The sequence below is a fragment of the Bacillus sp. MM2020_4 genome (assembly GCF_011250555.1).
Classification (GTDB): domain Bacteria; phylum Bacillota; class Bacilli; order Bacillales; family Cytobacillaceae; genus Neobacillus.
In genome coordinates, this window is the sequence record NZ_JAANMZ010000026.1 from 22,421 (window position 1) to 43,430 (window position 21,010).

18 protein-coding genes and 1 pseudogene are annotated in these 21,010 nt (G+C 37.0%); 11 read left to right on the forward strand and 8 right to left on the reverse strand.

Annotated elements, in window-relative coordinates; all coding sequences use genetic code 11:
* Nucleotides 1–175: 175 nt before the first annotated feature.
* Nucleotides 176–292, forward strand: a pseudogene (locus G6554_RS15930) (VOC family protein); the annotation flags it as partial.
* Between the two features lie 89 nt (nucleotides 293–381).
* Here G6554_RS15930 and G6554_RS15935 read toward each other — a convergent pair.
* Nucleotides 382–1,254, reverse strand: a complete 873-nt coding sequence (locus G6554_RS15935; protein ID WP_166243610.1) for a TRM11 family SAM-dependent methyltransferase — start codon at nucleotides 1,252–1,254, stop codon at nucleotides 382–384.
* Between the two features lie 337 nt (nucleotides 1,255–1,591).
* Here G6554_RS15935 and G6554_RS15940 point away from each other — a divergent pair, with 337 nt between their 5' ends.
* The 3 genes from G6554_RS15940 to G6554_RS15950 all read left to right on the forward strand — a co-directional run bounded on the left by G6554_RS15940 (nucleotide 1,592) and on the right by G6554_RS15950 (nucleotide 4,101).
* Nucleotides 1,592–2,614 (forward strand): DUF3231 family protein, encoded by a 1,023-nt coding sequence (locus tag G6554_RS15940; RefSeq protein WP_166243612.1) that lies wholly within the window; start codon nucleotides 1,592–1,594, stop codon nucleotides 2,612–2,614.
* Nucleotides 2,615–2,813: 199 nt separating this feature from the next.
* A complete protein-coding gene (locus tag G6554_RS15945; protein WP_166243614.1) occupies nucleotides 2,814–3,317 on the forward strand; it encodes a DUF2243 domain-containing protein in 504 nt (167 codons plus the stop codon).
* Complete coding sequence (locus G6554_RS15950; RefSeq protein ID WP_166243616.1) at nucleotides 3,307–4,101, forward strand: cytochrome c oxidase assembly protein; 795 nt, start codon at nucleotides 3,307–3,309, stop codon at nucleotides 4,099–4,101. The genes G6554_RS15945 and G6554_RS15950 overlap by 11 nt, the downstream gene beginning before the upstream one ends.
* Before the next feature lie 228 nt (nucleotides 4,102–4,329).
* Here G6554_RS15950 and mle read toward each other — a convergent pair whose 3' ends face one another.
* Nucleotides 4,330–5,184, reverse strand: coding sequence for an alpha/beta fold macrolide esterase (gene mle, locus G6554_RS15955; RefSeq protein WP_166243618.1), 855 nt, complete (start codon nucleotides 5,182–5,184; stop codon nucleotides 4,330–4,332).
* 487 nt (nucleotides 5,185–5,671) lie between these two features.
* Between mle and G6554_RS15960 the strand changes: the two genes are divergently transcribed.
* The 3 genes from G6554_RS15960 to G6554_RS15970 all read left to right on the forward strand — a co-directional run bounded on the left by G6554_RS15960 (nucleotide 5,672) and on the right by G6554_RS15970 (nucleotide 7,085).
* Nucleotides 5,672–5,872: a cold-shock protein gene (locus G6554_RS15960; RefSeq protein WP_042463323.1), complete on the forward strand. Its 201-nt coding sequence runs from the start codon at nucleotides 5,672–5,674 to the stop codon at nucleotides 5,870–5,872.
* A 362-nt stretch (nucleotides 5,873–6,234) separates the two neighbouring features.
* Nucleotides 6,235–6,552, forward strand: a complete 318-nt coding sequence (locus G6554_RS15965; RefSeq protein WP_166243620.1) for a PadR family transcriptional regulator — start codon at nucleotides 6,235–6,237, stop codon at nucleotides 6,550–6,552.
* Nucleotides 6,549–7,085 (forward strand): DUF2812 domain-containing protein, encoded by a 537-nt coding sequence (locus G6554_RS15970; RefSeq protein WP_166243622.1) that lies wholly within the window; start codon nucleotides 6,549–6,551, stop codon nucleotides 7,083–7,085. Before G6554_RS15965 ends, G6554_RS15970 begins: the two co-directional genes overlap by 4 nt.
* Before the next feature lie 184 nt (nucleotides 7,086–7,269).
* Here G6554_RS15970 and G6554_RS15975 read toward each other — a convergent pair whose 3' ends face one another.
* The 6 genes from G6554_RS15975 to G6554_RS16000 all read right to left on the reverse strand — a co-directional run bounded on the left by G6554_RS15975 (nucleotide 7,270) and on the right by G6554_RS16000 (nucleotide 13,365).
* Entirely contained in the window at nucleotides 7,270–8,517 is a 1,248-nt protein-coding gene (locus tag G6554_RS15975) for a DUF4153 domain-containing protein (RefSeq protein ID WP_166243624.1), read from the reverse strand.
* Between the two features lie 73 nt (nucleotides 8,518–8,590).
* Complete coding sequence (locus G6554_RS15980) at nucleotides 8,591–8,797, reverse strand: helix-turn-helix domain-containing protein (RefSeq protein WP_166243626.1); 207 nt, start codon at nucleotides 8,795–8,797, stop codon at nucleotides 8,591–8,593.
* A gap of 10 nt (nucleotides 8,798–8,807) precedes the next feature.
* Nucleotides 8,808–9,287, reverse strand: coding sequence for a DUF2975 domain-containing protein (locus tag G6554_RS15985; RefSeq protein WP_166243628.1), 480 nt, complete (start codon nucleotides 9,285–9,287; stop codon nucleotides 8,808–8,810).
* 422 nt (nucleotides 9,288–9,709) lie between these two features.
* Nucleotides 9,710–10,825 carry a Ger(x)C family spore germination protein gene (locus G6554_RS15990; RefSeq protein ID WP_166243630.1) on the reverse strand — a complete coding sequence of 372 codons (1,116 nt, stop codon included), beginning with the start codon at nucleotides 10,823–10,825 and terminating at the stop codon, nucleotides 9,710–9,712.
* A 3-nt stretch (nucleotides 10,826–10,828) separates the two neighbouring features.
* Nucleotides 10,829–12,298: a spore germination protein gene (locus tag G6554_RS15995; RefSeq protein WP_166243632.1), complete on the reverse strand. Its 1,470-nt coding sequence runs from the start codon at nucleotides 12,296–12,298 to the stop codon at nucleotides 10,829–10,831.
* Nucleotides 12,295–13,365 carry a GerAB/ArcD/ProY family transporter gene (locus tag G6554_RS16000; protein WP_166243634.1) on the reverse strand — a complete coding sequence of 357 codons (1,071 nt, stop codon included), beginning with the start codon at nucleotides 13,363–13,365 and terminating at the stop codon, nucleotides 12,295–12,297. Before G6554_RS16000 ends, G6554_RS15995 begins: the two co-directional genes overlap by 4 nt.
* 941 nt (nucleotides 13,366–14,306) lie before the next feature.
* Between G6554_RS16000 and G6554_RS16005 the strand changes: the two genes are divergently transcribed.
* From G6554_RS16005 to G6554_RS16020, 4 genes are read left to right on the forward strand one after another with little or no spacing between them, the layout of a single operon-like run.
* Entirely contained in the window at nucleotides 14,307–15,626 is a 1,320-nt protein-coding gene (locus G6554_RS16005) for a DUF2399 domain-containing protein (protein WP_166243636.1), read from the forward strand.
* The gene (locus tag G6554_RS16010; protein ID WP_242637757.1) at nucleotides 15,602–17,032 is read left to right on the forward strand and encodes a hypothetical protein; all 1,431 of its coding nucleotides are present in this window, start codon (nucleotides 15,602–15,604) and stop codon (nucleotides 17,030–17,032) included. Before G6554_RS16005 ends, G6554_RS16010 begins: the two co-directional genes overlap by 25 nt.
* Nucleotides 17,016–17,699 carry a hypothetical protein gene (locus G6554_RS16015; RefSeq protein ID WP_166243685.1) on the forward strand — a complete coding sequence of 228 codons (684 nt, stop codon included), beginning with the start codon at nucleotides 17,016–17,018 and terminating at the stop codon, nucleotides 17,697–17,699. Before G6554_RS16010 ends, G6554_RS16015 begins: the two co-directional genes overlap by 17 nt.
* Complete coding sequence (locus G6554_RS16020) at nucleotides 17,696–20,902, forward strand: coiled-coil domain-containing protein (RefSeq protein WP_166243638.1); 3,207 nt, start codon at nucleotides 17,696–17,698, stop codon at nucleotides 20,900–20,902. Before G6554_RS16015 ends, G6554_RS16020 begins: the two co-directional genes overlap by 4 nt.
* The last annotated feature ends 108 nt before the right edge of the window (nucleotides 20,903–21,010 follow it).

Sequence of the window (21,010 nt, forward strand, 5' to 3'; positions counted from 1 at the left end):
CCCTTTCAACAATTGATAAACGGATTATATAAATTGTTTATGAACTGAATATGAACTTTAAACATAATAAAGGCGTTTATTCAAGAAGGATTATGCACCCGGTTGTTGAAGTTAGTAATTGAAGGAAGTAATATGGTCGATAAAGGAAAAAGCCGACAGACAGGAGTTAGATAAGATGATAAAAGGTTTCGGAGGAATATTTTGGAGAACGAAAAATCTTGAGATTGGTAAAAAATGGTACAATGAAGTGTTGAAGATTGAAATAAATGATTGGAATATGACTGTGGATAAAAGAGCCTAAATAAACAAGACTTTATGCACTTCTTGTATATTTAGGCTCCTTTTTCATTCATATAACATCTTGACATAAGAGGGCATAGGTTAATGGCAAACAATCACTTCTCTACTAAATAATCCTTTTTTAGAGACACCGCGGTCAATAATCGAAAAACCTGCTTTTAAGAGGATTTCATCGATGGGCTCAACGGTCACCACGACTACTTTTTCTGCAAACCCACGTGCACTTTGAAGCATTTCCAGCTGTTCTTCCGGGGTGATGACCGAACACAAATTATAAGGCAAATCAATAATGGCTACATCATAATGGCTAGTTATGTCACGAATATCCGCAACGTTTATTTCTCCTGTAAGACCAAAGTGTGCCATGTTTTCCCTTGCTCCGGGGATGATTAGCTTATTTCTGTCGCTTCCAACTATATCAATCCCCATTGATCGGGCTTCAACTAGGACAGTGCCAATTCCGCAGCAAGGATCAATGGCTTTAATCCCGTTTGGATTGGGGATAGCGATATTCACCACCGCCCTGGCAACACGTGTGCTAAGGGCAGTGGAGTATCCATTTGGCTTCTTTTGATGTCGGAACCAAACTGACTCACTTTTCAGATACTCCCCAAATACCCATTTTCTGTTTACATGCATGATGCCAAAAGACCGGATAGGGTGACGAAGATCTGCTATTCCGTTAATGTGTAATCCCATCTCTCGTTCAATGGTACGCCTTCTCTCGAATCCCTCGTTTTGACTTTTATTTTGGTTGTTATTTTTGACATAAGTGACTTTAAAGGTTGCCCCGTTTAGTTGTACTGCTTCCACCTGCTGATAAAGATTATCCAGACATTCCGCATCATATATCACACTCATTCTTTCTTTAATAAAAGGGCTTCGACTTGGATCCATTTTTACGAAGGTTTCCAAGACATTAGATGGGGACGTTTTGCCGAATAATGAACGCATTTCCAGCGCACATAAAGAGCGTTCATCCTCAGAGCAGGCAAACGTATATATATAGGTCGTTTCATTTTGTGGAGTTAAATCTATGGCGGGATCAATCAGTAATTTATCTATTTTGTCTTCACCTCAAAAGTTATCAATAACATTTATCTATTATACCAAGAAATGAGGCATTATAAAAAAACGTTTAAGAAGGAGAAATAATCAACTGCAAAGAATGTTTCATAAACTCATTTACAAGATTTAATATTACGTGGTGGGGTATTAGGGAACCTCATACATACTATAGGTGATTTCTGGGGAAGGTATTTTTTAGGATAACTTTTTTTGGAGGCTACTCATGGAAGAAAAGGAAAAACAGATTAGGCTAACAGCGGGTGAAATTGGTCAACTTTGGCTTCAGTACCTAAATGATAGTTCTAGCATATGTGTCCTGACATTTTTTCTAGAAAAAGTTGAGGATAGTGAAATTAAGCCTATAATTGAATTCTCTTTAGAATTATCAAAGTCACATATTCAAAAGATTACTGCCATTCTGACAGAGGAAGAAAATGTAGTTCCGCATGGTTTTACTATTAAAGAGGATGTGGATTTATCTGCTCCTAGACTTTATTCCGACAGTTTTGTACTAAATTTTATAAACCAAATGTCTAAGGTTGGGCTTACAACGTATGCTGGTAGTGTTGGAACATCTGTAAGAAGTAATATTAAAGCCTATTACATGGATTGTCTTACAGAAACCATGCAATTATATGATAAGTCAACGGATTTATTATTGTCTAAAGGATTGTTTATCAGATCTCCAGGGCTGCCAAATTTAGAGAAGGTTGAATTTGTAAAAAAACAATGGTTTATGTTAGATGTGTTTGGAGAAAAGAGGCCCTTAGTTGCTGCAGAAGTCGATAATTTATTTGCGAATATGCAAAGAAATGCTTTGGGTGTAGCTACACTTACGGGATTCAGTCAGGTTGCAAAGGATAAGGATGTAAAACAATTCTTTTTAAAGGGTTTAGAAGTTGGGAATAAACATATTAGATTATTTAGAGGTAAGCTTGAGGAAAGTAAACTTCCAGCACCTATGGGATGGGATTCAGAAATAACAAATAGTACATCCCATACCTTTTCTGATAAACTGATGATGTTCTTCACAAGTGGGTTGATTGCTCTAAGTGTTGGCTATTATGGTACAGCTGTTAGTCAAAGTCCTAGAGGTGATATTAGTGCAATGTATAACAGACTATCCTTAGAAGTCCAAATGTATTCTGAAGATGGAGCTAATATCATGATAAAGAACGGATGGTTGGAACAGCCTCCAATGGCATCTGATAGAGATGAATTAATTAGGAAAAGGAATCAATTGTAAATCGTAGGTAAAGTCCTTCTGTGTTTAACAGGAAGGATTTTTTTATCAATTGAATTATCTCTTATATAGTTTGAAGAGTGCATGTAAACCTGAAAATCTCGAACAACAGAAGTGGTATATAGTTTGTTTTTTTGGGATAAAGTTTTATGGAAGATATATTAAACGGATTGATTAAAAGAGAAGAATGGCGGAAAAAATAATGGCCGATAAAATCACTCATTCGGATAATTCATTTCGTTCTACATTCTTAGCCCGAAATGTATGGTCAGGTTTTTTGTTCGGGCTAGGGGTTGTTGCTTTTTTGGACGAAACGGTTTTTCATCAAATTTTACATTGGCACCATTTTTATGACAAGAGTACAGTGAATATTGGTTTAGTCTCAGATGGTCTGTTTCATGCCTTTAGTTGGTTTGCAACCATCGGGGGATTATTCCTTCTAGCAGATCTAAGACGCAGAAAGGGATTTTGGTCAAAAAGGTGGATAGGTGGAATGTTTCTTGGGGGCGGGGGATTCCAGTTATATGATGGCACAATCCAGCACAAACTTATGAGGATCCATCAGATTCGTTATGTGGATAATGTGCTTATGTATGACATAACCTGGAATATAATCGCCACTGTTATGGTCATAATGGGCATTATACTAATTATTAGAACACAAAAGGAACTAAAACAGATAAAGGTAGCTACTAATGCACAATGAGCACATTCATACCATGATAAAAAACCCCTATGAACATTACCTTTTTGTATGGTTTGCACTGTTATTGCTTGTTTACTTTTTTGCTACTTTCTCATCTAGCCGACGTTTCAAACGCTGGTCGGTATATCGAACTATTTTTTGGATTCTCGGTGTTCTCTGTATGGCAGCAGCTGTGATTGGCCCTATAGCCAAACACGCTCATACTGATTTTACAGCCCATATGTTAGTGCATGTCCTTCTTGGGATGCTTGCTCCACTTCTACTGGTCCTTTCTGCACCAATGACCCTTTTTCTCCGTACAGTCAATGTGAGGATTGGACGGCACTTTTCAGTGGTTCTTAAGAGTTTTCCTGTTCGCTTTCTTAGTGAACCCTTTGTTGCTTCAGCGATTAACATGGGAGGTTTATGGATACTTTATACTACGCATTTATATTCTTTGATGCATCAGAACATTATTCTTTATTTGTTCATCCACCTGCACGTTTTCATTGCAGGCTACCTCTTTACAGTATCAATGATTTCCATTGACCCAACACCACATAGAACTCCATTTATGTACCGCGCGATTGTCTTAGTAATTGCTTTAGCAAGTCACGGAATATTATCAAAATACATATACGTTAATCCGCCATTAGATGTTCCTGAAAAGCAAGCAGAAATGGGAGCCATGCTAATGTATTATGGGGGAGATGTTATTGATATCTTTTTTATATTTATTTTTTGCTCGCAATGGTATAGGTCTAAAAAGTCAAAATCGAAGATTATGAAAACTGTCAGTACATAACGATTAAAATCAACCGAACTCCTTTACGTCATTTTTTATAAATTGTATTTATTGATAAGATATTCTCTGTAAAGAGTAGGGAGATTTTTGAGAAAAATTTTAAATAAGCATTTTTATATTGCAGGTGATAAAGTTCCTTAACAAATTTCCAACATATTTTTTCAAAATAAGAAGGGTTACAATCGGAACAACCGAATTTGTAACCCTTCTTGGATTTTACATTATATATTAATTGTTGGATACATGGTTTGAAATAGCATTGATGATTGTTTTCCAATCGTCAGAATGAGTTTCATGACCTGTCCCTTTGAGGGAGACCAACAAGCTGTTAGGAATTTCATCCACTAGAGCAAGCGCATGCTCAAATGGCAGAATGGTGTCTTCTGTCCCATGAATCACTAAGGATGGAATATTAATTTCCTTTATCTTGTCTTCATAGAAGTCATCACCTTTAAGAAGGGAATGATTAAACATGCTTAGTAGATTGTTAGCTCGGTTGATTTCCATAGTAACCTGCCGAAACGCTCTCTTTTCATCAAATGTATGACTTGAGCCGCAGAGAATTTTTGAGCCAGCAACTAAGTAATTGGCAACTGCTTTCTTATCGGACCAATCAAGTGTACCCGCATTTGCATGATAAGCGAGGATTTTCTCATCCATTGGCGGTAAATTTCTGTTGTTATTATCTGACCCAAATAAACTTGATGACATCAAAGTCATCGTTAGAACTCGTCGCGGATAACTTACTGCTACAACCTGAGCAATCATACCACCTAAGGACATTCCAACAAAGTGAGCTTGTTCAATTTGGTAGGCATCAAGAACTCCAACAGCGTCATTAGCCATATCTACTACAGTATAATTGGAAGTCCCTGGATCATAGGTTGTAGAACGGCCAACATCTCGATTATCATATCGAATGACAAAATGACCTCTATTTGCTAATTGCTGACAAAATTCGTCATCCCAATAAACCATCGAACACATGGCACCCATAATCAGTAAAACAGCTGGATTGGCTGAATTACCAAAACTCTCTGTACATATATCAATTCCGTTAATTTTAACTAGATTTTCACTCATGATTAGCTCCTCATTTCATTCGAATTTGGTAAATTTGAATAAGGTACAACCAAATAAACCTACCCACTTTATTATAAAATGAATGAGGATAAATGAACTGTACCCCAAATTAACGTAAGCGAATGAATTTAATAATCATGTTTAGCACTCCTTTAAAGGAAGGTAATAAGGGTTTTTAGCCCACATTTGATTATAACATTATTCTGCAAAGCTTAAAATGGAAGTTATGATGAAGTTTTGTACTTCAACTAATGGAGGTTTTATTTGAATAGCCCACATGAGAATTTATAACAGAGTGAAATTTGAGTGTGGTAAAAATGGTTGTGTTTATGTTTTCTTGCAAATACTTTAATAAACTGTTAAACTTTAGAAGAATTATTTTTGTTCGGTGTAAAGGATAGTATAAGATTAACTTTTCGTCTTGATGATCACTGAGTGCAAGGATAGTAACACATTGTGTGCAATGCACACAGCAGGAGGAAACAAAATGGAACAAGGTAAAGTAAAATGGTTTAACGCAGAAAAAGGATTCGGATTCATCGAGCGTGAAGGCGGAGAAGACGTATTCGTTCATTTCTCAGCAATCCAAGGCGAAGGTTTCAAATCTTTAGACGAAGGTCAAACAGTTACTTTTGACGTTGAGCAAGGTCAACGTGGAGCTCAAGCAGCTAACGTACGTAAAGCTTAATATTAAGCACAAAAAAAAGCAGGCTCTTCATAGAGTCTGTTTTTTTCTTGTTGAAAAAACAGGAGCCCCACTCACGAATGAGTAGGGCACAAGCGAACAAGTAAATTAAATGGTAAATAAAGTGTATCATATAATCAAAAATTATCCTAATTATCTTTGAATAAAAATTGTAAAGACCATTTGTAGGGAAACTGTATAAGAATGTAATTATTGAGCCTGCCTCAGCTGTGAGCATTATTCCAAGCGGGATAATGCTTTTTATGATGGCTTTTTTTGCGATTTATATCATTGACAGATATATCGTCTGTTGATATATTATATATCAACAGGCGATATATCGGGTGACGATAGGTGGTGCAATAATGGAAGAGAAAGTGCTTTTGACAGAAGGGGTTTATTACATTCTTTTATCTCTGTATGAGCCAAGACATGGATATGGAATTATGCAATTTGTTTCCGAACTGAGTAAGGGTCGTGTTGAGTTGGGACCTGGGACTATTTATGGAGCGATCAAAACATTAGTGAAGCGAAAATGGATTATTCCTTTAGATGAGGATGGACGAAAAAAAGAATATGTGATAACGGATGCCGGGAAGATAATGGTTGAAAATGAAATGAAGCGAATGTATGAGTTGTATCATAACGGGTTGCTAATTACGAAAGGGGAGAGCCGACTGTGAAGAAAGTCATGTATCGCTTTTATTTAGATTATGAAAAGGAAGAAAAGTGGATTAATGAAATGGCCTTGCAGGGATGGCACCTAAATAAGTTTTCTTTGGGCCGGTTCACTTTTACAAAAGGAGAACCGGGTGCATGTATTTACCGCAATGAATTTCTTAGTGGAATGTCTACTAATGAAAAGAAGGATTACTTGGATTTCCTTAAAGATAGTGGTATTACCGTTATTAATGAATTTGGCGGTTGGGTGTACATGAAAAAAGCAGCTACAGAAGGACCGTTTGAAATATATACAGACTCAAAATCAAAAATAGCCTATTATCAGCGCATGTTGAATATCTTTCTCTTACTCTTTTTCGTAAATGCATGGCTGGGTATTTCAAATGTAAGTTTTTTTAATCAATCAAAGACGGTGTTTATTAACCAGGCTATTGGTGTTTTAAACATAGCGGCTGCATTCCTCATAGCAGTTCCAATTATAAAAATAATTCGGCGGAAAAGAGAATTAAAGAAAAATCAGCAGTTTTTTGAATGAATGATAGGGAGCGACCCCGTAGGTGTAAAAAGTTCTCATTTAAATGAGGTACGGTGAACCGTTTTATTAGTCAATTAGTTTTTTTAGAAACATAAAAAACCAAGAATGAACAAGTTATGAATAAGACTTGTTCATTCTTGGACTTTATATGGAAGATCCACATCCGTTACATGAATATAGCTTTCTAATTAAAAATGAAAGGAAAAGTAAATGTAACAAAAGCTGCCCAAAGTCCGTAGACTGGCAAATACTTCGCAACCGCATTTTGGATGGGGGAAGGTCCGGTCTTGTTTTGTAGAAAACGCATATAGGAGACCATAATCCAAATAAGATTTCCCCAGATAAGAATGTTTACACCTAAAACAGCAAGTCTGTTTGGTGTAATCCCGTAAGAAGAAAGTCTGAACACTATGGCTGACAATGCCACACTGTCAATGATAAGAGCAAGAACAATTAGGGCGAAATTTATATAATCGGAAATGTTCTTTTTCTCGTCAGTGCCGCTTTCGGTAATCGAGAATATGGTAACGGCTAAGACACCAAGGAGTATGCCATTAAAGGCTATCAGGAAATTTCTGTCCAAGAATGGATTTTTTCCGACTGAAACAACCGTTATAAGATAGACTACCAATGTGATCAGGACAAGCGGACTAAAAATTTTAGCTATATATGGTGTAATATTCTTAGCAAGTTTAAGATTCATAGACACCAGGTAGGTAGTCACAATTGCGAGAGCGGCAGCACCAAATAACACTACATTTCTAAAATAAAAGTCTTCTATATCCAAATCAATAAAACTAAATAATCGCATTGTTAATGCTGCTAACAGCATTCCGCTAATGGCCATGCTGGCGTAGAGTATACAGAATTCCAAATTAAATTTTAGATAAGCTAATCTTGTTCTGCTGTTTGAATATTCATTTCCCGTAAACGCAAGCCCCATCAATCCCCATAAGAATATGGGAAGGTGTAGGTAAACAAGAATAATACTGTCTTTATTACTTAATGGGAGCATATTAAGATACAACCCGGAGATGAAGAACAACAGTGCAAGTGTGTAAAGAACCTTTTTTTGGGGTTTATTTTTATATATAAAATAGGCTCCAATAAAGGGAAGAATCCCGAAGGCCAGGTTAATGGGGGCAATTGCTTGCTGTTCGACAAAATGGAATATGATCCTTGCGCTTATTCCGGCCAGAATGGCTAAAATGCCCATAAATAAGAATCCTTTTTGCAGCAAGGTGGCTTTTTCTGATTGAGCAGTCTCCTTGAAATTCAATCTTTCATACCAAACAGCAAGAACCTGAGAATCAGGATTTTGTTCCCATGCGTGTGAGAATAACTTTTTAAAGGCTTTGGGGTCATATCTAAACATTCTCTCCAGCTCATGGGGTTTAGCTATATTTTCAATAATAAAATTATTATTGTCCACGATTATACCTCCTTTAATATTTGTCATCATACATCCTACATTCCTCAACAATGGTTATTACCCGTAACTGCCATCAGTCACTTTTGTATTCTAAAATATCTCCAGGCTGACAGTCTAATGATTTACAAATCGCCTCTAGAGTTGATAATCGAATCGCTTTTGCCTTTCCGTTTTTCAATATAGACAGATTCGCCATCGTGATACCAACCTTCTCCGAGAGTTCCGTTACGCTCATTTTCCTTTTAGCCAACATCACATCAATGTTGATAATAATCGCCATTGGGTTCACCTCATATCGTTAAATCATTTTCTGATTTTATATTAATGGCATTTTTTAATAGCTTTTGAAGAACAGCAGCAAAGACTGCAATCACAATTGAAGCAAAAGGAACAACCAATCCGACAAGGATAACCCCTGGGGCATCGTCTTTCTCCGCAAAGAGATAGAAGAGTGGCAAGACTAGCACGTGCAAGGTACTGATTGTGATGGCACAAAATTTTATATTTCTCAAAGAATTTACAGATAGTTGCGAGAAAGCTTTATTTTTGTCAATATAGCGTAAAAGTTTAAAAGCCTGATACAAGGCAAAGTAATAAGGAATCGCCGATGCATCAAAAACGATAGAAACGAGGGATTTGATCAAGGGAAACTCTGGAAGCAATTTTGTTGCAATAGTACCTAACTCAGGTACCAAAAAGATGCATAAAGCAAGAACTGGAAAGCCCATAAGAACAACAGCTAATTTTAAAAATAGTGTTTCAGGTTTCATGGAAAGCACCCCACTTACATATTGTTTATTAGATAGTAACATGAAATTTATTGATAATCAATAAATTTTTATTCCTTTTTATAATATTTTTGTTGTTAATAAGTTAGTGAGGAGATAATAAAAGGAATTCTAACGTGCTTCTTGATACTGGTGCCTGACCCCCAGTGCTGGCACTGAAAGCGCTGAGGAGGCTCCCCGAACCGCCCGCGGAAAGCGAAGCCGCCTGGAACAGAAATCAACAGACTAGTTTAATGTAGCCAAACAAAAAAGACTGTCGATTTAAAACCCGAAATCCTTCGGATTTGTCGACAGTCTGGGGCGTTCTATTTAAGTAGAACGCCTTTAGAGTCCAAATATTAATTATTACTATGTAACAAAGATATCGTTACGTTTTTAAACGAATTTTTATATTTAAACAAGTGTTATCGTTTATAATTTATCGTTTCATCAATGATTATCTTTACGTTTATGTCCTTTACTAATTCTTTCTTAAAATGGTTGATTGTATTTTTATCCCACGTTTTATTTTGATAGCGATATGGTTTTTCACTTATATTTAGAAGGTCAACCTTCAATTCATCACTTTTATTCAAAGTCTTGACAATTTGATTTTTTATTTGTTGTGATAATTCTTTTTCGATTTTTTTAACACTAATATTATCTGCATTATAAACGATTAGCGCGTGGGTTTTTACGTTTAATTGATAGGAAGGATTTTTCCCATTTAGCACTGTAATGGACCCTTTAGGATTCTTAATTATTACACTCGCACGTTCCTTAAATAATGAGAGTGGGATGTTAGTAGCATGTTTTGAAAACCACTTTAACCCAACAAGGTCTTGTTTACTCACCCAGCCTTTGTATTTTTGCTGTGAAATAGCATATCCGCCAGTAAGAGTAACAATATTCAGCGGTCGTTTATTTTTTAGGAATTTCCCTTCCTTAATTTCAATGGAGGGGATGATACTGGAGCCTACCGCTTGATAATATCTAGAGATGAACCGATTGTATTTTCCAATAGGTATGAAAAAGTTTTCTCTAATTAATGGTTCTGGACGATGCAGGAGTGTATATAATGATGGATAATTAAAGAATCCCTCCCCTCGTAAAATTTCTTTTATATCTGCGTCTGTCCCATAAAGCCAGCAGTTGTATCTGAGGGAGGGATTATGCCCTATAAAATCGATGACTGATGGCAATTCTTTCTCCAACACAGTTTTACTTAAGAGTATGGTATTCACATGGCCATAATAAAGCGGCAAGGCTGCATTTTGCTCTAATTTACTTAATGCAGACTGGATACTTTTTCCCTTTGATTGCCCGATTAAAATAGGCGCGGATTGCTGCAGTCCGGAACCACCCTCTTGTTTAGCAATATTGGAAAAATTTAATGCCTGAGTATACAAGATAAACTCACCTTTGGAATAATCCAGTCCCAACGTCGTAATATATGTTTGATTCTGAATTTCTTTAACTCCTGCACAGCCAGCAAGGACTAAAAGCAGGCAACTTATGATTAGTAATAATTTTTTTCTCATAAATTACTCCTTTTGACTATCGCTGTCAATCGGACTATAGGCTTGATTCCTCTTCTTTAGAAAACGGTATGGCAGCCTAACAATGTTTTTTATAATATCCATTTTATGGGGTTTTGATAAATAGGAAAGATAGGGCTGGCCAAAGCTTTCCAAAGAAACCACTAATGTAGTGATGAGAAAGAAAGAAACAAAGAAACCAAACACCCCAAGAAATGCTGAAAAAAGTAAGACAATAAAACGGAGAAGCGCGATATTGCCTGCCATATTTTGATTAATAAGTGTATATCCTGAGATGACGGTAATGGCGACAATCACTAACATGGATGGTGAAGTTAATCCTGCCCGAATAGCTGCGTCCCCGATAAATAAACCGCCTAATACCGCAACAGTTTGTCCAACTGCTTTCGGGAGCCTCAACCCTGCCTCTTTAAATAATTCAAATAAAATTAACATAATAAAGGCTTCTACGGGTGCGGGTACAGGGAGTCCGATTCGAGAAACTGATATCGTTGCTAAAAGGGAGTAAGGAATTTGATCCGGTTGATAGGTAATTAACGCAACATAGACCCCTGGTAAATAAATGGTGGTTAACACTGCAGCCAGCCTTAGGATACGAACAAAACTAATATAAATAAAGCTATCATTTAAGTCTTCAGGCGAGTAAAGAACCTGATTAAAATTTGTTGGACCAATTAAGCAAGTTGGATTTCCTTCGACTAGAATCACGAATCTTCCTTGATTTAAAGATTGGACCGCAAAGTCTGGCCTCCCAATATAGTCCATTAGGGGAAAAATAGAAAATACATTGTCATATAGCTGCTCTTCAATTTCGTAACTGCTTACGACAATATCAATTTTTATTGATTCTAATCGGTTCTTAACATCTTCGAGAATGGAGGGGTTCAGAATGTCATCGATATAAAGCAATAGTATTTTCGTTCTGCTTCTTTCTCCAATCGTGTATTCTATGCTTTTTAAGGAGGAAGTTTTTAACCTCTGCCGAATTAATGCGAAATTATCCGATATGTTCTCAACCAATCCATCTCTTGCCCCCCTTACAGAAGGCTCTAAGTTTGATTCTTCCGGGCTTCTCTTTGCAATGCCGGATGCAGGGATAAAAAAAAGATCGTTTAATTCATAGCTAAAAATGATTAATTCACCTGAAAACAACCTCTGTTCTACTTCCATTTTTACGTTCTTTCCATCTTTAAGATTGCTTACCTCGATTAGATTTCTTAATTGATCCATATTAAAGTCATCTTCCTTTTCCACGACTGTATGAATGCTGGGAAAAATGACTTCGTTTATATATTTCATATCCACTAAATTGGAACAATACAAAAATTCCAAAGAAACAGCAGATGCTTTTTCTTTATACGTTCTTTTCTTCATGACAATATCGGTAGAGCCTTCGAACCAGCTTTTCATTTGGTCAATGTAAAGGAATTTCCTTGGTGCTTGATGCATTCTCATGGCTTCTCACCTTTTATTTTCGTAAATAGGAATAGGAACAGCATGATGAAAATTTGAAAGAAAAGGCTAATAGGAAAGTAAAACTTCTTCATATAGTAAATAAAGGAGGTAGAATCTAAAGGAATACATGCCGCTACGATTAAAATGATGTAAAGAATTGGAAGTACCCACCACTTTTCACTTTTATAAGAAAAAACTTTTCCGGCTATAAAAAGGGATAAACTGATTCTTATATAGGCACCGGAAAGCCATTGGAAAACAGAAATAAAGTCAAGGCGAGTGATATGGTGGCCTAGTGTTAGCAATTTCCATTCCTCGTATGCCGGATTCCTTAATTTCTCAGATTCTATTGAACCAAATTCTGCAATTGCCGCTGCTAAAGGGCTAAAGGATAATCCAACAAGAATTAAGCCAACCAATATGAGCCATTTTAGCTTTAGCTTATTTGTAAGATCTTTGGTTAAAAACAGAATAAAGAAAACCTCAAATAGACTTGCACAGGCATATCCTATACCTTTAATAAAGCCGGTATAACCATCCTCAAATAAAGGAAATAATTGCTCATAATCTTTATTTGGCGTATTTCCCAATCCCACTAAAAATCCAAAAAATGTCACAAAGGGGAGTATTAGAAAGGCCATTGTTGCAATCGTCCGCAACCCTTTTGCTGATGCATAATAGCACAGGAGCGAAAACAGTAAAACAACGACATAATTAGGGAAATCGAGTGTGTAGTTGTCTTTTGCCCAGAATGCCGTAAATTTAAGCGTCATAAAGGCAGTAAATAAAAAGTAGGCACCAAACATAGCGGAAAAAATAACAAAAACCCAATTGCTAAAGGAATTCTTGATAAAGGAAATCAAATCTTGATTGTTTAGTTTTTTATAAATATAAAAAACGAAAAGAATCCAAATCGTGACGGGAATGGCACTGAAGATAACACTTAACCAAGAATCTCTTTTAGCAATCGACAATAAAACAGAAAGACTTAGAACATGAACCATGAAACCTGTTGACATGATTAGTATTATATAAATGTGAACAGCATAAATAACTTTTTGATTCATCCAATCCACCTATGGGAATTTTTTATTAGTTTACCCATTCAAATATGGGTTATGTACTAATTTCCATTTTGGAAAGCGTAACAAATGCCTAAAAACCTTAAATGATGTTTGTGGATGGAATTTTATTGGGCTCCCCTGTGAATAATTGGTGAAATTAAAAAAAATTCAATGAAAAATGCCGAATTAAAGTATAATAGATTTGTGAAAAAATGTTATTTCGTGTGGGTACAAAATCTCATTTTACTAAATAAGGTTGAGCAGAAGTGCCTGTCACCACCCGCAGTTTGTCGAACATTTCGACATTTTTCGGGGTGTGACAGGCTCTTATCTTAAGGAGAAGAAATTGCTTACGCACGTTTTAGCATGGGGAATTACAATGCTCACATTTTGTTCAGTTTGCTTGATGCAGAACAATACGATGGAGGGGTTAGTGGAATAGGCGATGATTCTACATTCTCCAAACAACAAATTGAAAAGGCTTTGGATACCTACAATCAGTTTTTGGGTAAGAGTAATTCCCCATCAGAAAGCGATAATTTACCTTGGGATCAGAAACAAATTCTGAAATTCCATCTTAAACTGTTTAACAACAGCAAAGAAAGAAGAAATTGTAAGAGTACGTTTTTGCTAATGTTATTTTAAAGTAATTTTTTAAATTCCTCTATTTCATTTCTTTTTCCATAAACGACAACAAGTAACTATTCCCTCACCATCTTGGACTGTTACAGCAATCCTCATTGTTCAAATTCTTGTTCAGAATATTTTTTAATGAAAACATTAAATTGGCGCCTGTCCACAGCGCGTTAAAGCCTTAGCACAGTGAGGACAGGCATCATTTCTAATAGGAGATGTACTCCAAGAAAATTACCTAATGATACCTCCAACTTTTATCCAAGTAGTTTGTTAAAATAATAGTATAAAAAGATAGATGAGGTATCGGTATGATAGAAGAGTCATTTCATAACTATATTAAAGATTTTCTTCTTAAAAGCGGCGAGGAGCTGGAGTGGGGTCAACCTAATTACGATAACTTTTTACTGGAAGCAAAGATTATCAAACGTTCAGAGCGGACCTACCGAATTCTTGGGCTTTTAACATTTTCAATCCAACACGATAAAAAAGGAGAAACGACAAACCATCCTAAATTGGATGATTTAAAATTTACCCCCAGGAAAAAGGTGAATCTAAATGATGAGGATCGCCAGACCTTTAGATGGCTGGAGGAAGGGTGGATTTTGAAAGAAGTGCGGTTTGAAAAGGATGAAAAAACGGCCCGTTCTTCCCATTATCGGATGGGATTTCGATTGTACGAATATGAACAAGTAAAGATTCAACAAAAGGTGGATCAAACTCGTCATGAATTTCTTCAACTGAAGAACGACATTCTAGCAACTCTATCAACACAAGTAGTTCATCCAGGTGAATTTTCATATAAAAAAGAGCTTGGATTACAAAATATAGCAAAAATAATGAATCAGCTTAACCAGAATGAATTAAGCTCATCGGACTTTTTTCCACATAAGTGGCATTTTGGCAGCAGGTTAAGGTATTTACACTTTGTCCATGCCTTTAGTCAATTATGTCTTCACAAGAAGGAATTTGATTGGAAGGAAATCGGTGCAGCTTATTATCGAAAAATTGGAGGGTCAAAGGAATTTGATTCTTATAAGTCAGAGTTTATTGACCAATTAGAAGAGTGGACCAATGTTCCTGCCATTGAGTTAGGCTTAACAAGCCTTGGTCAAATTACGCCAGTTTTTTTCGCTGGACAGTTGAGCGGGAAGTATGCTGCCTATGAGTGGGGACCAGTTCATGCCTTAACAAACTTATCGATAGCAAATGAAATGTACCAAACAAAAGCGAAGACACTTTGGCTCGTCGAAAATCGCGCGATTCTGACGCGAATGGCTGCTGCTGAGCATTTCCTGAAAGAAACCAATTCTCTCATCATTTGTGTTGATGGGCATTTACGTTCCGCCCACAAAAATGCCATTGTACAAATTTTGGACAATAGCGATATTGAACAAGTATTGATATGGTGTGACTACGATTGGGATGGCCTGCAAATCTCAAAGGAAATCCACGCAACAGTCTTTAAACACAACGATCTTACGATAAAGTTCATTTTGCCAGAACAGCAAGTAATCTGTGATTGGTACCAATTTGAACAATATCTTATGAACTTTTTAGAAAATAACAAAATGGAGCAGGAACAAATGATGGGAGGTGTAGATCATTGGAAACAGTGGATTCAGGATTAATCTCAATCTTTCAATCAACAGGATCGGCACCGGAAATCATGCAGTCGATGAAAGATATTTCATCATTAGCAGGAGTTCTAAGTGATTTAGGAGCGCAAAACTTCTTTCAAACGCCAGGAGAGATTTTGAGATTTCTAAGGATCATTCAACTTTTAAATGAAGAGGCACTTGGCCTAGATGATCCGATTGAAAATGAAGAAACCGTCTATTATCGCTATCGAAATCGTTACGATGACACAGATCCCCCTTCAAAAAAAAGGGTTGAACAAATCATTACTGTATTAGTAAAAAACAATTGGATTTCAAAACAAACGAGAAAAATCAAAATGCGGGATGTCGGAAAGCGGATGATGGATGCACTTATCCGCCTTGCCAACGATTCTCTTGCTTATTATATGAATGATGATATCGGGCGATCATTATTCCAAGCAAGGCGTGATGCAGAAATTAGTGAAGCTTATGATGACAATGGAATTTCGGGCGGAAATAAAATTGCAAGCATGATTCGGAATGTGGAAAATGCGATTGCCCTTTTAAGAGAACGCGAGTTAGAGATGCTTGCGGATCGTAACGCTCTGCCGCAGCTTGAACTAATTCATCAATTAATGAATGAATTAGAGGTAAAGTTAGAGGAGAGATTTAGACAATTCCAAACAGTGGAAGACAGTTTAGTACTGACAGATTTAATGCAAAGGGGGACGGCTGTTCTCGCTGAAGGGACGAACCTTAGTTTAGGAATGATCAATAAGTATGTTAAGTTCACCAATATGCAAAAAACACCGTTGACCTCGACGATTCAACCTGAGAAAGTCAGAGCCTTCATTTCTAAAATGTTTGATCCCCCGCTCGATTCCGATATTCCCAATGCCTACCAGTTGTTAAGCTTTATGGAGCAAAATCAATATGAAGAGGAAGCTTTAGATGGCTTATGGATTCCGGTTAAGTTTGCTGCGCCTTTATCTCCGAATGCAATAGAAGAGGCGACCAGGTATTTAGAGACATATGAACCAGCTGTTGATCCAATTATTGATGAAGAGGAAGCGACAGAATATTCATCAGAGGAATTGTCAGAGGATGAGCTGGAGAGTTTAATGGGCGAATCAAACTGGCTTCTGACGAAGAACATGATTGATACAACAGCTATTGAAGCTTTTTTTGAAAAACAGGAGGAAGCACCGCTCGAGCAGGTGATCATTGAAGCAACCACCGATCAGTGGAGTGATGCCATAAATGCGCTGACAGCCATTTCAGCGTTAGTTAGTAATAAAAAAGTAACCATAACAACTGGTGAACAAAACATTGAACGGATGATTTACGATAAAAAATGGGAGTGGATGAGAGATGGAGATGGATCAGACATTATTAAACGGAGAGACATCGTCAAACGAGATGAAAAATCCGAATGATTCAGTAGAAGATATGAATGTAAATCCATTAAATGTCATGCAGTCAATTAGAGGGATATTAACGCATGAAGAGGAGTTAACATTTATGAATATTCTCTTCTCTTCATCGGCTTCGATTCGATCCGGAAATTTTGGTTTATCCCGTAAAGAGGTTGAAAAACGGCTTGGCTTATCAGCTGATGATAACCGGCTTTTCTCTTTTATTACAAGGGTTAATCAAGCAATCAGCCGATATTTTCAATTAATTTATGATAAAAAGCGCGACCAAGTTGTAGCATTAATGAGGGTTCCTGCTAAATCAGCACGCAACACCTTATCAAAGGAAAGTCTAGCGATTTTACTATATATGTTTTACCAGCAAGAGGTATTGCAGCATGAATTTACACTATTTGACCAATTACTAGAGGCACTTGGGCACGAAACGAAAAAAGCAAACCAAAGAGTACTCCTTAATATAGATCCATTAAAGAAAATCGGTGCAATTGAAGATTACGAAACGAATTCATCAGAGAGGGCGTTTCAACTTACGGCTATTGGAGTCCATCTTTTTTCTGATTCATTCTTGCGCCGGACTGCAGAATTCAGTCAGTCAAACCAGTTGAACAAAGAAGAAGTATTGAAATTCTTTAAACGATATAACTTATATCAGAAAGGAGAAGGCGAATGATCCCTTGGAGAATGACATTTTCAGGTATACGAGATTATCGGCCAGAGCAAATAGATTTATCTGGAATAGACCACCATATTATGATCACCGGTCCAAATGGATCAGGTAAGTCAACGATCACGTATTGCATGGGGGCGGTACTTTATTCTTCAAAAGTAGATGTAGAAGGGTTGAAATCTCGAAATCTATTACCTGATCAAACCTGGAAAGCGCAAATTTCTATAGTATTTAAAAATAATGGCAAAATGAAAATAGATGCTGCTACATTCATTCAATTTACATTAAGAATGGTTCAAGAACCTGGGCAGCCGATCAAAAAAGAGTACTCCATCTCAACAGGTGAGGAAATGGATCAATGGGAGCAAACCATTAAATATTCATCAGGGGATCGTCAATTTAATTTTTCTGCCTATAAGAAAGATCTACTTTACAAATACAAAATTGATCCCGATGCCTACTATCTTATTTGGTATCAGCAAGAGGTGAATCAATTTGCCGTCATGAATCCCGAAGAACGGTTTCGGATTTTTAGCGAGATGCATGGAATTGATCAAACTCAGCGCGAATGGGAAGAAAGTATTGAAAAACTTAAGGAAACAACGGAAACTCTTAAAACAGCTAAGTTTAGTGTGGATAACAAAAGATTGGAACTTCAAATCAAAAAGGCTGATTTAGATCGGTTTACAAGTAATCAAGAACGCCTGCAACGCGGTGCAAGGGAATATACAGAATCTCTTTTATTACTAGAAACAGCTTTGAAAAAAGAGCTGAATAGTTTAGAAGGAATCATGGTGGAACTTTCCGCTGATATGGAAGAAGCGAAGGAAGCCATCTCCTTGAAGCAAGAAGAGAAAGAAAAGTTAATCGAACAAATGAACAAGCTGCTAATTGAAAAAGAAGAGTTAGAAGGCAAGCTGGAAAAGGCTGAAGATTTACTTAAAACAGTAAATGATGAAATTCAGGCGAAAAAGCAGTCCATCGCTCTGCTAGAAAAAGAACTTGAAGACTTAACAAAGCGAAAGAACCAAATTACCCGTACAGAAAAAGAAGTGCAGGAAGAATTAGATCGATTGGTCAAAGCAATCGGTGACACAAGCAACCAATTAGATGAGGTAAAAGGCGAGCATAAACAGCTTGACCAGTCACGCAGTCATTTACTGATGGAAATCGCAAAATTAGATCATCAAGTGGAAGAAGACGAAAGATTATTTGGAGAGCATAGTAAAAGATTAGCGGAATATAAAAGTAGTCATGACGTATCGATGACCATTTCTAAACTAGATGAAGACATTAACGCCTTTAAAAATGAAAAATTGAAGGTATCAAATGAACTTCACGAGTTGAAAATAGAACAGGCTTCCTTACTGGAGAATCGAGATCTATCTAAGCGCCAAAGTGATTCATTAGCCTTTCTCCGTATGCGAAATATCAAAGCCTATCCACTTCGTGAATTGGTAGAATTGGACGAACAGGCACAATTAAAAGACGAAGGATTATTTAATGCGATTAAGTATACGATCTTTTTCCATGGAAAACATATCGATCCCCCTAATGATCTTTACCACGTCCCGTTAATGGAGACGGTACCTGACCGTTCTGTAGATGCATTACCTGAACTACATCTGAAAATCACGGACGGTATGAAGGAAGAAGATATTCCACATGCACTGAAAGCACTGTGGTGGGTAGGGCAATTTTTCAAAAACGGTCCATTTAAGATAGTGAATGGGAGCTTGCATGATCCGATGGGGATCCGTGGACCACAGGAAAAAGAGCGATATCTTCTAAGTAAGAAAGCATTGTTGGCCAGAAGAAAAGAAGTGGAGGGGCTCATCGCTAAAAATGAATCCAGGCTGTTGCAATTAAATGAACTCATTGGCAGTCACACAAAAAAATCACAAGAATTAAATCGAATTATTCAGTATGTAAGAGAAGCGGAAGCGTTTATGGCAACGGATTATGAGCGTCAGAGTCGTAACAAGCGATTAGAAGAGGAGAACAAAAGATTAGTAGATATACAGACATTGTTAGGAAAACTAGATGGTAAAAGGACGAGTCTCCATGTCCATTTGCTACAACTACAAGATAAACAGGGTATCTTAGAGGAAGAAGAAGCCTTTTACGAAGAACTTGGGAAAATGAAAGGGAAATATGACCACCTACTAAAACTCCAATCCCAGTTCACCGCGTTAAAGGATCAGTATGATGAGCAGGTTACTATTTTAGAAGGGCTTGAAGATGAACTAAACAAGCTGGAAAGTAAGATGAAAAAGCGGAAGCGGATTGAAGAACAACTGGTTGAGGAAATCGAGTCTTCTAATACGGTGTTGAAGAGAGTCTCCAATCAACTGGGTGCTAAACAGGAAGAAAAGGATGTAACAGCCCAGCAGCTTGTTGAGTATATAAAAGAAATAACAGAAATAAAAGAACTAGTTCCGCAAGTGTATTCATATATTGCTAGTGAATCTATTCCTGACGTAATACCATCCGTGACAAACTTAAAAAATCAGCGTGAAAACGGAAAAATAATGTTTGACGCGGCTAGAAGGGAACCTGGTATTGACCCGGCAGCACCTGAAAACTATGAAGCCGTTAAGTTCGAGTTTGAACGATTAGATAATGAATACAAGCGAACGAATATTTTACTCGATCAAGATAGACAGCGGGCAGAGGAATTAAAGGACAAGCTAGAAACAACCATTAATATGCGAGTCACGGAAATTCGAAGAAGATTTCAGTCGTATATGAGTCACTTTCAATTTGAAGGTGAAGTTGATTGGGATTCTTCTGAGGATAAAAGAGGAAGAACACACTTCAAGCTGTTCATAAAAGCAAGAAAAGAAGGTCACCGGGGGACAATGGAGGATGTCAGTACAAAGGCACGTGGAGGAAGGGTTGGTAAAGGTGTATCAGGGGGAGAAGAATCACTTAGTTCATTATTATTTGCTTTGGCCCTATTACAAAACCTATCCTTTAAACCAGGGTTCATTGTGTTGGATGAATTTGACAGCGCCTTGGATGAAAACCGTAAATTAAAGGTGTTTGACTTATATGTACAAGAATTAAATAGAAAGTTGATCATCCTTACGCCAAAATCGCACGAAGAACATTACCTAAAGCGCTTCGGAAAGGCATTGGTTGTTCAACATGACCCGACCATTCCTTCTAGTAAAATAGTAGGGATTGTGAAGAAAGATTCGTAGTACGGCTCAACTTAGATGCTGCCCCCAGCGTGTGGGAGCAGCACCTTTTTAAGGAAAGGAAGTTATCAGCCAGTTGCATCATGATTTTGATGATTTAGAGCTTTGGTA